This window comes from Rufibacter sp. XAAS-G3-1, from assembly GCF_013623775.1.
GTDB lineage: Bacteria > Bacteroidota > Bacteroidia > Cytophagales > Hymenobacteraceae > Nibribacter.
In genome coordinates, this window is record NZ_JABFAM010000007.1 from 300,350 (window position 1) to 313,962 (window position 13,613).

At 51.0% G+C, this 13,613-nt stretch carries 10 protein-coding genes; 4 read left to right on the plus strand and 6 right to left on the minus strand.

What is annotated here, in order from left to right; translation table 11 throughout:
* The first annotated feature begins 208 nt into the window (after positions 1-208).
* The 3 genes from aroB (at position 209) to HHO50_RS09785 (ending at position 3,635) form a co-directional block, all read left to right on the plus strand.
* Complete coding sequence (gene aroB, locus HHO50_RS09775; protein ID WP_181305827.1) at positions 209-1,249, plus strand: 3-dehydroquinate synthase; 1,041 nt, start codon at positions 209-211, stop codon at positions 1,247-1,249.
* Entirely contained in the window at positions 1,246-2,487 is a 1,242-nt protein-coding gene (locus tag HHO50_RS09780; protein ID WP_181305828.1) for a 3-phosphoshikimate 1-carboxyvinyltransferase, read from the plus strand. Before aroB ends, HHO50_RS09780 begins: the two co-directional genes overlap by 4 nt.
* Before the next feature lie 596 nt (positions 2,488-3,083).
* Entirely contained in the window at positions 3,084-3,635 is a 552-nt protein-coding gene (locus HHO50_RS09785) for a DUF4142 domain-containing protein (RefSeq protein WP_181305829.1), read from the plus strand.
* Between the two features lie 63 nt (positions 3,636-3,698).
* On the opposite strand, the gene HHO50_RS09790 is transcribed toward HHO50_RS09785, so the two are convergent.
* The 6 genes from HHO50_RS09790 to HHO50_RS09815 form a co-directional block, all read right to left on the minus strand.
* Positions 3,699-4,484 (minus strand): ABC transporter substrate-binding protein, encoded by a 786-nt coding sequence (locus HHO50_RS09790; protein ID WP_181305830.1) that lies wholly within the window; start codon positions 4,482-4,484, stop codon positions 3,699-3,701.
* Between the two features lie 154 nt (positions 4,485-4,638).
* On the minus strand, positions 4,639-5,190 hold the full coding sequence (locus tag HHO50_RS09795; RefSeq protein WP_181305831.1) for a GNAT family N-acetyltransferase: 552 nt from the start codon (positions 5,188-5,190) through the stop codon (positions 4,639-4,641).
* A 256-nt stretch (positions 5,191-5,446) separates the two neighbouring features.
* Positions 5,447-6,517 (minus strand): M42 family metallopeptidase, encoded by a 1,071-nt coding sequence (locus HHO50_RS09800; RefSeq protein WP_181305832.1) that lies wholly within the window; start codon positions 6,515-6,517, stop codon positions 5,447-5,449.
* A gap of 197 nt (positions 6,518-6,714) precedes the next feature.
* Positions 6,715-8,277 (minus strand): acyl-CoA carboxylase subunit beta, encoded by a 1,563-nt coding sequence (locus HHO50_RS09805; protein WP_181305833.1) that lies wholly within the window; start codon positions 8,275-8,277, stop codon positions 6,715-6,717.
* A gap of 465 nt (positions 8,278-8,742) precedes the next feature.
* Positions 8,743-11,349 carry an ATP-dependent Clp protease ATP-binding subunit gene (locus HHO50_RS09810; protein ID WP_181305834.1) on the minus strand — a complete coding sequence of 869 codons (2,607 nt, stop codon included), beginning with the start codon at positions 11,347-11,349 and terminating at the stop codon, positions 8,743-8,745.
* Between the two features lie 96 nt (positions 11,350-11,445).
* Positions 11,446-12,063, minus strand: a complete 618-nt coding sequence (locus HHO50_RS09815; protein WP_181305835.1) for a WbqC family protein — start codon at positions 12,061-12,063, stop codon at positions 11,446-11,448.
* Between the two features lie 274 nt (positions 12,064-12,337).
* On the opposite strand from HHO50_RS09815, the gene HHO50_RS09820 reads away from it, so the two are divergent.
* Positions 12,338-13,351 carry an LLM class flavin-dependent oxidoreductase gene (locus tag HHO50_RS09820; protein ID WP_181305836.1) on the plus strand — a complete coding sequence of 338 codons (1,014 nt, stop codon included), beginning with the start codon at positions 12,338-12,340 and terminating at the stop codon, positions 13,349-13,351.
* Positions 13,352-13,613: the final 262 nt, after the last annotated feature.

Genomic DNA, 13,613 nt, shown 5'->3' on the forward strand with positions numbered 1-13,613 from the left:
AGTTAAAGCTTATTTTCTCAAAATAGGTGAGGCTACTTACCGCAAGTTGGCAGTATCTTGCAACAGCCTCTACAAGATTATGTTTGTAGCCGGAAGAATTTCTGCCCGTTTTATTTTGAACTACAGCAGACATTCCCTTTTTTAGGGCATCATCCTGTTTTAGGCTTGTTTTCCAAAAAACAGCCCCAAAACCATAACTAGAAATACATTGACCGAAGAGATTTTCATAGGCCAGGAAGCGGTAGGCCAGCTCCGGGAACTGTTGCAGAACCGGGCCTTTAAAAAAGTGGTGCTGCTGGTAGACGAGAACACCCACCGGCACTGCTACCCACTCCTGAAACCTTCCCTGCCCCAGAACCACCACGTGGTGCAGATTCAAAGCGGCGAGGAGAACAAGAACCTGGCTACCTGCGAGCACGTGTGGCGTGAACTCACCCAGCAGGGGCTAGACCGCTGGAGCTTACTGGTGAACCTGGGTGGCGGCGTTCTCACCGATTTGGGCGGTTTCTGCGCCAGCCTGTACAAACGCGGCATCCGGTTCGTGAACGTGCCTACCACTTTGCTGGCGCAGGTAGATGCCAGCGTGGGCGGCAAAACCGGGATTGATTTCATGGGCTTCAAAAACCACATCGGGGTTTTCCAGGAGCCCCTGGCGGTGCTGGTGAACCCCGCGTTTCTGCAGACCCTGGACATGCGCCAAATGAAATCGGGCTACGCCGAAATCATCAAGCACTGGCTTATCATGGATGCCGACAAGTTCTTTGAGCAACGCTACATTGGCATGTTCACCCAAGACTGGACAGGTCTGATCCGGCATTCCATTGATATTAAATCACGCGTGGTCACCGCCGATCCGCTGGAAAACGGCCTGCGCAAGATCCTCAACTTCGGGCACACCATTGGGCACGCGGTAGAGAGCTTTTACCTGGAAAAACCGGGGAAGATGCTGCTGCACGGCGAAGCCATTGCCGTAGGCATGCTGTGTGAAGCCTGGCTATCGGTGCAGCATGGTTTGCTGCGGGAAGAAGAGCTAACGCAGATAGAAACCTTTCTGCAATCTATCTACGAGAAAGTGAACGTTCCGGAAGCTGATGTCCAGGCGATCAGCCATCTGTGCCTGCACGACAAAAAGAACGACGGCACTACCATTAACTGCACCTTGTTGCAGAACATCGGCGAAGCCGTCTATGACCAACCTATCACCTTACCCGAGGTACAGAGTGCCTTGCGCTATTACCAATTACTATGATTTCAGCTGCTGCCGTGCGCGTATCGCACCCCACGGGCGTGTTGCGCGCACGCGTGACCTTGCCCGCCTCTAAGAGTGAAGCCAACCGCGCCCTCATCATCCGGGCTCTGTCTGGGAAAGATTTCCCCGTCCATAACCTGTCAGACGCCAATGACACCCAACTCCTGAACCGCTTGCTTTCCACGCCGGCTGGCGAGGAGGTAAGTGCCGAGGATGCCGGTACCGTCATGCGTTTTCTAACGGCCTACTACGCGGCCACCGGCCAGAAGCTTACCTTAACCGGAACGCCCCGCATGTGCCAACGCCCCATTGGCGTGTTGGTAGACGCGCTCAGACAGCTAGGTGCGCAGATTGAGTATCTGGGGCAGGAGGGATATCCGCCGTTGAAAATGAACGGGTTTGAGCCGTCGGGTACCAATCGGTTAACTGTTCGTGCTGATATCAGTAGCCAGTATATTTCGGCGCTGCTCATGATTGCTCCGCTGTTGCCGCAAGGCCTGGAGCTAACGCTGGAAGGTAAGATCAGTTCTGAGCCGTATATCAGAATGACGTTGGCGCAGATGGCGCATTTTGGCGTGCAAGCCACCTTTGAAGGGCAGAAAATAACGGTTGCCAAACAAGAATACCAGGCGAAGGAGTACACGGTAGAGTCTGACTGGTCAGCGGCCAGTTACTGGTACAGCATTGCGGCCCTCGCCAAAGAAGCCGACCTCTTCCTGCCCGCGCTTCGGGCTGATTCTCTGCAGGGCGACAGTGTGCTGCCGGAATTGATGGCTCCCTTTGGCGTACGAACAGAATTCAGCCCCAAAGGCGTGCAGTTAACCAAACAGCCGGTACAGGAATCTCTGGAGCGCATTGATTTCTTCGCCTGCCCAGATCTGGCCCAAACCGTAGCCGCCTTGGCCGCTGGGCTGGGCGTAGAAGTAGAAATGACCGGCCTGGAAAGCCTCCGGATAAAGGAAACCGACCGTATTGCCGCGCTTCAGGCCGAATTAGTGAAACTTGGAGCGGAGTTGCGCGAAACAGAGCCAGACGTTTTCAAGGTCTTTCTAGCAAAACAGCCCCAAAACGAGGCCACCATCCATACGTATGAAGACCATAGAATGGCCATGGCATTTGCACCGCTAGCGTTGAAACAGCCCTTGGTAGTAGAGGAGCCTAGGGTGGTGCGCAAGTCCTACCCAAAGTACTGGGAGGAACTGGAAAAAGCCGGGTTTATAGTAAACGAGGTACAATAATCATCTGCTGCTTGAAAGAAAATCCCCTTGCGGTAGCAGGGGGATTTTCTTGTTTTATGGGAGCTGTTTAGAGTTTTAAAGAAGTGTTGTTTCCCCTACCACGAAGACTACGTATGCGCTGCCGTTTTCGGCCCGATTTCTGATAAACAGGCCGAAAACGGCCATAAAGGCTAGCGTTCTCTAACAGGGTAAGTGTTCGGTAAACTAACTCTAAACAGCTACTGGGTTTTCCAAGCACCGGAGCCGCCCCGCTTGCTGTGTGTTCCCACCAGTAAGCGGGGCGGCTCCGGTGCCATTTCTTTATTAAACAGGTTCACTTCAGAAAAAAGTTTTTGATGAATTCAGTTTACTCAGTTTTAAAGTGATCCCACTTCAAGAATTGCTTTGGAAGGAGTACAAATCAGAGTTTTACCTCGTCTTATCTGCTTATTCCATTTGTGTTGAAGAGATAGTGAAAGAATGTGAAATGTAATTATTCTCTCTTGTTAATTGTAATATTGAGGGCGTTGCAACAATGCTTCTGAACTTTTTCAATATGTGCCTCGTTTTAGGGTTATACTGATCGAAAACCTCAGGAAGCACTAAAAAATACGACTATGAAAAAATTCAATGTTTGGATGCTTGCATCATCGTTCGTTATGGGCAGTATGACATTGGTTTCTTGTAATAAAGTAGATAAAGAAGCCGTCGCAGCAGACCAAGAAAAGGTAGAGCAGTTCCTAAAGCAGGCCGCTACCAACGATAACTTTCAGCTAATGGCCGGTATGATGGCCGAAGACCAGGCTGAGAAAGGGGCAGTTGGGGCCTTGGGGCAGAAAATATACCATGTGCATTCCAGAACAACTCCGGTTTTGGCCGAGATAGCGAAGAAAAAAGACGTGACGCTGCCCGCTGAAATGGGGAGTGAGAAAAAAGCCTTGGTAGATAGTCTGGAAACCAAAGAAGGAGAGGAGTTTGACCAAACCTTCGCCGAAGTAGAGGTAGCCGCCCACGAAGAGGCCATTGCCCTTTATGAGAAAGCAGACAAAGAAGTAACCGACCCAGATGTGCAGTCTTTCATTGACCAGATATTACCTGTCTTGAAAGAGCATTTGGCCGAGGCGCAAGAGTTGAAGAACACCGTAGCGCAGGTTGAGAAATCCAGATAGTTTTCAAAAAAACAGGAACGAAGAGGCGCGTTGCAGTCACTGCAACGGGCCTCTTCGTTTGCTTTAAGAAGTTGTTCCTGTTTGCACTGTTACCTCGCTGATTAAGCGCTGTAGATAAGGCACAGTGTACAATAAGCGGCTACCGTACCAACTGAATAATTCTCCGTCTACTACTTTAATCTGGGCGTTTGGGCAAATGGACTGGAACTCGGCTATATGTTTTTCTTTGAAAGGATAAGGCTCTGAGGAAAGCAAAATCAACTTTGGGTGAGCTGCCTGCAGTTGCTCAGGTGTGACTTCTGGGTATCTGGACAAATGCCCAAGCACGTTTTGAAAGCCGCAGCGGGAAAGGAGGTGGTCTATAAAGTTCTGGTTGCCTATACCCATGTACGGGTTGCGCCAGATGAAATACGCCGTTGGGAGAGGCGGAGTAACTGGCTGTAGCAAAGCAAACTGTTGTTGAAGAGTAGAGACCAATTCCCCGGCCTGTGGCTCTGTGCCGGTTAACTGACCAATGGCTGCCATCATCTGAAACGTATCTTCCAGCGTATAGATGTCGCTCATCCAAACCGGGTATTTCTGCTGTAACCGTTCAATTCCTGCGTGGTAGTTTTCCTCTTTGTTGCCAATAATCAGATCGGGCTGCAATTGGTCAATAGCGTCAAAGTTGAAGTCCTTGGTACCTCCGATCTTCTTTTTCTGCTTTACCTGCTCTGTAGGGTGAATGCAGAATTTAGTGACCCCCACCACTCTGTTCCCTAAACCTACATGAAACAGTAACTCGGTTTGGGAAGGAACCAGCGACACAATCCGCTTCGGCGGCTGCGGTAAATGCAATTGGCGGTTCATTTGGTCAATAAAAAACACTTTTGTGGAATTAGGATCACTTTAAAAGTAATGAAATTTTGCCAAGAGGATTGTTCAATCGTGTGGAATTCGTTTTTGGTCTGATTTTCAGAAAACAGACAAAAAAGGAAGTGAACTCCTGCCTGATTCTTAATTCCTAAATTTTACTTCTTAATTGATTCTTCCACTCATAATCCAGAAGGGCATAGACATAGGAGTCGCACCAGGCACCTTTGATGAAGATGTTTTCTTTGAAATGGGCTTCGCGGCGCATGCCCAGCTTTTCCATGATACGGTAAGAGCCAATGTTGCGGGGATCGCAATCGGCCCAGATACGGTGGAGGTGCAGTTCCTCAAAGCCGTACTGCATCAGGGCCGCCGCCGCTTCTGTGGTGTAACCCTTGTTCCAGTAGGTTTGGTTGAGGATGTACCAGAGTACCGCTTCTTCGGCATCATAGTCCACTTTCATGCCTACCCGTCCAATCAGCATATCTGTTTTCTTCAGAACAATGGCTAGATCAAACAGCGTGCGCGGGTATTCTTCGGCTTCTTCCAGGCAGTGCCGTATGTATTCCAGACTTTCCTGGCTGCTGCGCACTTCACTGGTCTGGTACCGCATCACCTCTTCATGGGACTCATACAAGTGGGTGAAATGCCAGTCCTCTTCTTTGAATTCGCGCAAAAGCAAACGGGAAGTGTGTAATTCCATGGGTAAGCAAAAGAGTGCTGACGGTGAAGATAGGCAATAATGTGATTTCTGTTGCGGCTACTTACATGAATAGAGGTGCGAGGTTTCGTTTTGATGCGCAGCTATTGGTCTTCATGCGAACCACCGTAATGCTGTTTGTGGGCCTTTTCTAAAAAGTAGCCTGTAAACACAAAGACCTGTGAGGCTTTGGAAACCCCACAGGTCTGTTAACTTCTGGCGTTTTCAGTCTGTTTTCTAAAAAACGAGCCAGAAACGCTTATTTCAGATACCGGAAATCATGGCCGCTTTGCAGTTGCGTTAAGAACTGGTAATACAGCTTAATGATGCTGTCTACGTCGTCTTTGTGCACGGTCTCCACGGTGGTGTGCATGTATTTAAGCGGCAGGGAAATCAAGGCAGAGGCCACGCCTTCAGAAGAATACGCGAACGCATCGGTGTCAGTGCCGGTGGCGCGGGTGGCGGCGGCGCGCTGGAACGGAATCTCGTTCTTTTGGGCTACGGCAATGAGCATGTCCAGCAGGTTGTTCTGTACGGCGGGGCCATAGGTAAGCACCGGGCCTTTTCCGCAATGCAGGTCGCCGTTGGTTTTCTTCTCGTAGCCCTGTGACTGCGTGTCATGGGTTACGTCTGTGATAACCGCTACATTTGGCTTGATGCGGTGCGCAATCATCTCGGCCCCACGCAGGCCTATTTCTTCCTGCACCGCGTTTACAATGTATAACCCAAACGGAAGCTTGGTTCCGTTTTCTTTCAGCATACGAGCTACTTCGGCAATCATGAATCCCCCGATTCTGTTGTCCAAAGCGCGGCCCACATAGAACTTGTCGTTCATCACCCAGAACTCATCGTCAAAGGTGACCACGCAGCCCACGTGAATGCCCATCTCTTCTACTTCCTGTTTGTTGGCTGCGCCGCAATCCAGGAAAATGGTTTCAACAGTGGGGGCTTTGTCCTGGTCTGGCTTGCGCACATGAATGGCCGGGTACCCAAAGACCGCTTTCACCATTCCTTTCTTGGTGTGGATGTTCACCCGCTTGGAAGGGGCAATCACGGCATCAGAACCACCGTTCCGGCGCACGTAGATGAAGCCTTCCGGCGTGATATAGTTTACAAACCAGGCAATCTCATCGGCATGGGCCTCAATGACCACCTTATACTCTGCCTCGGGATTGATGACGCCCACCACTGTGCCGTAGGTATCCACGAAGTACTCGTCAATGTACGGTTTAATGTAGTCTAGCCACAGTTTTTGGCCCGAGGACTCAAAGCCAGTGGGCGCGGCGTTGTTGAGGTAGGTTTGCAAGAATTCAAAGCTTTCTTCTCTCATAGCTTTCTGTTTAGGTGGAGCAAAGCACTCTCCGCTGGTTGTTTGTCGGTTGAAGTAGTAGTAAGGTGGCTGGGGTGCTTTGTCATCACCAGCCACAGGCGCAATTGAATATTGAATGTAGTCTATTGAAAGTACGTCAGTTGCCGGAAAGTAGCTGTAAAACGGGGTTTCGGGCTCCTAACCGCAAAGACCTTTCCTTACAGAGGAATGTTGCCGTGCTTTTTCCTGGGTAATTGGTCTACTTTGTTTTCCAGCATTTTGAACGCCTTGATCAGCTTAGCCCGGGTTTCTGACGGGTAAATCACCTCATCCACAAAACCGCGGTGGGCGGCTCGGTACGGCGTCGCGAATTTTGATTGGTACTCCGCCACTTTCTCGGCTAACTTAGCTTCCGGGTCTTCGGCGGCGGCAATCTCGCGTTTGAAGATGATCTCAGCGGCTCCTTTGGCGCCCATCACGGCAATCTCGGCCGTAGGCCAGGCGTAGTTCAGGTCAGCGCCAATGTGCTTGGAGTTCATTACGTCATAGGCGCCACCATACGCTTTTCTGGTAATAACGGTTACACGCGGCACGGTGGCCTCGCAGAAGGCGTACAGTAATTTAGCCCCGTTGGTGATGATGCCGCGCCACTCTTGGTCGGTGCCAGGTAAGAAGCCCGGAACATCTTCCAGCACTAGAAGCGGAATGTTGAATGAGTCACAGAAGCGCACGAAGCGGGCGGCTTTGGTGCTGGCGTTAATATCCAATACCCCAGCCAAAACCGCAGGCTGGTTGCCTACAATGCCAATGCTGCGGCCTGCCAATCTGGCAAAGCCCACCACAATGTTCTCCCCGAAATTCTTGTGCACCTCCAGAAATGAGCCGCTGTCAATGATGCCTTCTATCACTTCCCTAATGTCATACGGCTGGTTGGGGTTTTCCGGGATAATGGTATTCAGGATTTCACGGGTTTCGTTTCCGGAAGATTCGTACGGCAGGGCAGGAGGGAGCTCTTCGCAGTTCTGCGGCATGTAGCTGAGCAATTGCTTTATGTTCTGGATACAGACTACCTCGTTGGCACAGGAGAAATGCGTGACGCCGCTTTTGGTGCTGTGGGTGCTGGCGCCGCCCAGTTCCTCAGAAGTCACGGTTTCATGGGTTACCGTTTTCACCACGTTAGGGCCGGTCACAAACATGTAGGAGGTGTCTTCCACCATCAGGATAAAGTCTGTGATGGCCGGGGAATACACCGCGCCGCCCGCGCAAGGCCCCATAATGCCCGAAAGCTGCGGGATAACGCCGGAAGCCAACGTGTTCTTGTAGAAAATATCGGCGTAGCCGCCCAGGGAAACCACCCCTTCCTGAATACGGGCGCCGCCCGAGTCATTGAGGCCAATCACGGGGGCGCCGTTTTTCATGGCCAGATCCATGATCTTGACAATCTTCTCGGCGTGGGTTTCTGAAAGGGAGCCGCCAAACACCGTAAAATCCTGGGAGAAAACGTAGACCAAGCGGCCATTTACGGTACCGTAACCAGTCACCACGCCATCGCCCAGGTAGTATTCTTTGTCCAGCCCGAAATCTTTGGAGCGGTGCATCACAAATTTGCCGATCTCCTCAAAAGAACCTTCGTCCAGGAGTAAGTCAATGCGTTCGCGGGCGGTCAGTTTCCCCTTTTTGTGCTGTGCATCTATGCGTGCTTGGCCACCTCCTAAGAGCGCCTCGGCATTTTTGCGGTCTAATATCTCAAATTTGCTGTTCGGGGTATTCTGGTCTGACATTGAAGCAGTTTGCTGTTGGTACAAGAAATCAAATTTAGGAAAGATTAGGGCAGTGTGAAATTTTTGTTGTGTTTTTCTTAACAGTCTTACCGCGGAAAGAAAGACCTCACCCCCAGCCCCTCTCCCACGGAGAGGGGAGCCCTTGCTACGCCTGTTTATGGCTGTTTTTGGGAAAACAGGCCTAAAACTGAACTGTAGCGTTGTTACCCTGTAACGACGTGCTTCTACGCCCCTAAAACGCCCCTGACTACTAAGAACCATTCTTTGCAACTAGTGCCTTCTTTTTTGGCCAGGACGTGAAGATTGCTTTTGGGTTAGGCGGTGTTGTTTCATGGAGACACGTCATTACAGGGTAACGACGCTACATTTTCTGATATGCGTTTTTGGGCCCATTTCCAGAAATGAGCCCGAAAACAAAAAAGGCTGACAGTTTGTCTGTCAGCCTTTCCAAAAATCAGGTGGTATTTAGTCTTTTTTCTTGCCGTCTGAAGGCGTGGCTTCTTCCTCTTCAGAAGAAGAGGCCTCGGGTAGATCATCAGACGTGTCTGGCATCACGTTCTCGCCCTTGCGGTTGGCGAAGGTGAGTTCCTCTTTGCCTTCTTCGTAGTCAATCACGATGGTGTCTCCCTGGGCCAGTTCGGCTTTCAGGATTTCCTCTGCGATGGGATCTTCCATGTACTTGGTGATGGCGCGGTTCAACGGACGGGCACCATACTTGGAGTCATATCCTTTCTCGGCCACAAAATCTTTGGCTTTGTCAGTGATCTCAATGGTGTAACCCAGCGTTTTAATGCGGCTCAACAGCTTGGCAAGGGAGATATCAATGATTTTATGGATATCTTCTTTCTGTAGGGAGTTGAACACGATCACATCATCCAAACGGTTCAGGAACTCAGGGGAGAACGTTTTCTTCAAGGCAGAAGCAATGGTGCCTTTCATGATGTCGTCCATGTTGTCTTGGCGGGTTTTGGTCGCGAAACCAACCCCGGCCCCAAAATCCTGCAAGTCACGCGCCCCAATGTTGGAGGTCATGATGATGATGGTGTTTCTGAAGTCCACCTTGCGGCCTAAACCGTCGGTCAACACCCCGTCGTCCAGTACTTGCAAGAGCAGGTTGTACACGTCTGGGTGCGCTTTCTCAATCTCATCCAGCAATACCACTGAGTAGGGCTTGCGGCGGATTTTTTCGGTCAGCTGACCACCTTCTTCGTACCCCACGTAGCCGGGAGGCGCTCCCACCAAGCGAGATACGCTGAATTTCTCCATGTACTCACTCATGTCAATGCGCACCAAAGAATCTTCCTTGTCAAACAGATAGGTAGACAGCACTTTGGCCAGCTCGGTTTTACCAACCCCGGTTGGGCCCAGGAATACGAACGAACCGATGGGGCGCTTAGGATCTTTCAGGCCCACGCGCGTCCGCTGGATAGCTTTCACCAACTGGGTGATGGCTTTCTCCTGGCCAATCACTTTGCCTTTCAGCTCTTCGCCCATGTTCAAAAGCTTCAGGCTTTCTTTCTGCGCGATACGTTTCACCGGAATGCCGGTCATCATGGCGATTACCTCGGCCACGTTTTCCTCTTTCACGGCGTAACGCTTCTTCTTGGTTTCCTCTTCCCAGCTCTTTTTAGCAGCTTCCAGTTGGTCAAGAAGTTTTTTCTCTTTGTCGCGCAGTTGGGCCGCCTCTTCATACTTCTGGCTTTTCACTACGCGGTTTTTCTCGTCCTTGATGTTCTCAATCTGTTGCTCTAGTTGAAGAATATCCTCCGGCACCACAATGTTGTTGATGTGCACGCGGGCACCGGCCTCATCCAAGATATCAATGGCTTTGTCTGGCAGGAAACGGTCGCTCATGTAGCGGTCGCTCAGCTTCACGCAGGCCTCAATGGCTTTGTCGGTGTAGGTGACGTGGTGGTGGTCCTGGTATTTGTCTTTGATGTTGTGCAGGATCTCAATGGTTTCCTCGGGCGTGGTAGGGTCTACCATCACAATCTGGAAACGACGGGCCAAAGCGCCATCTTTCTCTATATACTGACGGTACTCGTCCAGCGTAGTAGCCCCAATGCATTGAATCTCGCCCCGGGCCAACGCAGGTTTGAACATGTTGGAGGCATCCAGTGATCCGGAGGCGCCACCAGCACCCACAATGGTGTGCAGCTCATCAATGAACAGAATCACGTCCGGAGATTTCTCCAGCTCGTTCATCACGGCTTTCATGCGCTCCTCAAACTGACCGCGGTATTTGGTACCGGCTACCAAGGAAGCCAAGTCTAAGGTTACCACCCGTTTTCCGAAAAGCACCCGAGAAACCTTCTTCTGGATGATGCGCAGGGCAAGACCCTCGGCAATGGCCGTTTTACCAACACCTGGCTCTCCAATTAGAATGGGGTTGTTTTTCTTACGACGGCTCAATACCTGGGCCACGCGCTCAATCTCTTTTTCACGACCCACAATCGGGTCCAGTTTGCCTTCCTCGGCTAGTTTGGTCAGATCACGGCCAAAGTTGTCCAGCACCGGAGTGCGGGATTTCTCGGCACCCTTCTTGGCGGCGGCGCCAGCGCCTCCTTTAGAGGAAGAGCCGAAGAGTTTGTCGTTGTCGTCATTGTCATCAGTATCTGAGGAGGCAAGAGGGTTGTTAGCATGATAGTCTAACGAATCCCGGATAGCTTCATAGTTCACGTTGAATTTGGCTAAGGTTTGCGATGAAATATTATCCTCATCCCGCAAAATGGACAGCAACAGGTGTTCTGTACCTATGATGTCTGACTTGAAGATTTTAGCCTCCAAATACGTTATTTTCAGGACCTTCTCCGTCTGTTTAGTAAGCGGAATACTACCAGTTATATTGGTGTTTGGGCTGGCGGTATTCTTGGTGGCTTGCTCAAGCGCGTACTTGAGTTCCTCCATGGGTACCCCCAGTTTTTTAAGCAAAGCGATAGCCGTGCCTTCTCCCTCGCGGATCATCCCCAGGAGCAAATGCTCCGTACCAATGTAATCATGGCCCAGGCGGATGGCTTCCTCGCGACTGAGAGAGATCACCTCTTTCACTCTATTTGAGAATTTGGCTTCCATGTAAGTTCTTGTCTAGTAAGTTGTTGTTGTGCGTGTACTGCAAAGTGCTGCCAAGGCTACGCATTAAAAAAATAACAAAATGAGTGGGGCAAATGTTCAACAGAAAGCCGCAGGATTCTGAAGATAAGTAGATGCCTCTGGGCCAAGGTTAAACAACAAATCCAGTATACTCAGGTTCATTGCAAATTGTTTGCCAAACACCTGCCGGTATGGCGTAAGGCGCAAAATGTCAGGCTCCTTCTTGGGGTGAAGTGTCCCGCGCCAATCCAACACCGGTGCCTCGTATGTTTTTACATACGTTTGGGTGAGGGCTATGGGTTTCTTCAGCTTCAGCATTTTAACGAAAAGTTTTAGCAAATCCATATTTAACTCAAAAAGAAGCGCCGGTTGGCGGTCATAGATGTCTTTTAGGTAATCTGCGTAGAACTCAAAAAACGGCGCGCTGCCGTACGCGCTCTGGATGGTGCGCCAGTGGATGTCCCGCCAGCGCTGACTGTAATCAATCTGCAGTTCTGTCACCAGAATCTTGCTGTTCCCCTTCACCACGGGCACCGACAGCGGCACCACGCCCTGGGCCGTGAGGATGTGGCAGCGGTTGCGGTAACTCTGTTTCTGGTAGTGCTCATGGGCCTCAAGCAAGATTTCATCGGCTTCAAAAGCCTTCTGAAAATAGAGGATACTGGGGTTGTGGTGAAGCTCGGTTAATAACTGCATGCAAACGGAAAATTGAATAAGTGCAAGTAAGGGAATTTCCTGAGATTTGTACGAAACGCAGTTATGACTTTGAAGAGACCTGGCTTTGCCGGTTATTCTTCTGCGTGCTTGGCGGCATGTGGTTTACAGGCTGTTTTCTGAAAACGAAGGCTAAACTGCGCCGGTGGTATCCTAAAGGTAACGGGCCGAAGAGGAGAGAGCAGAACTTTCTGGGGGTACTTTTGCCTTTTAGGAGTTCCATCGTACAAGTAGGTGGATTAGATCAAGAATAACTATGTCTACTAAAAAACTTTCAGATATTCCCGTTTCGGTGCTGGATCTGGTGCCCATTCTCAGTGACAAAACGGCTGCCGAGTCCTTTAAGAGCACCGTTGACCTGGCCCAACAGGTAGAGCGGTTAGGGTATCAGCGTTACTGGATGGCCGAGCACCACAACATGGCCGGTATTGCCAGTTCGGCCACGGTGGTGTTGATTGGGCACGTGGCCGGGGCTACCTCCAGAATACGGGTGGGCTCGGGCGGCATTATGTTGCCCAACCATGCGCCCTTGGTGGTGGCCGAGCAATTTGGAACCTTGGCTACGCTTTACCCCAACCGCATAGATTTAGGGTTAGGCCGCGCCCCGGGCACCGACCAGTTAACGTCCCATGCCTTGCGCCGTGATTTGCGCGGCTCGGTAGATGAATTTCCGCAGAACGTAGTGGAGTTGAAGAATTACCTGGGGCCTGTTGACCCCACGGCCAGGGTGCGGGCGGTGCCCGGCGAAGGTTCCAATGTACCCATCTGGATTCTGGGTTCTAGCACCTTCGGGGCGCAGCTGGCCGGAATTCTGGGCATGCCGTACGCCTTCGCGAGTCACTTTGCGCCATCGCACCTGCACGCGGCCCTTAAGGTCTACAAAGAAAGCTTCCAGCCCATTGGTGATCTGAAGGAGCCGTACGCCATGGCCTGCGTGAACGTGATCGCCGCCGATACAGATGAGGAAGCCATTTACCAATCCACTTCGCTGTACCAGTCTTTCCTGAACGTGGTGCGCGGCACCGGTAAAACCATGCAGCCGCCGGTGAAAAGCATGGACGGCCTCTGGGATGCGCAGGAGCGATACGCCGTGCAGCAGATGCTCCGGTACTCCTTCATAGGCGGCCCAAAAACCATTCAGGAAGAGTTGCAGGCGTTTCTGGACGAGACGGGCGTGGACGAGATCATGGTGGGTTCCAATATCTACGACCATGCTGCCCGGGTGCGCTCCTATGAAATCATTTCAGAGTTCTTCCAGAAGTCAGCCTGATTTTCTCAGCGTAAGTAGGGGGCTACATGAGTTTGACCTGCTTTCTCCTTGTCATCTTGGGAGGATGGCAAGGAACCTGTGTAGAGTTTTCTGCCTGTTTTTCTAAAATTAGCCTGAAAACGACGGTGCAAGCACCTGCATGCGGCAGTGTACAGCTAAACCTCTTGTTTTTGGCCTGTTTTCATAAAAGTAGCCTCAAAACAAGGACGTAGGCGGACGCTTGCCCCATAAGGAGTGTTTTAAGTGCCGGTTAATGAAACAA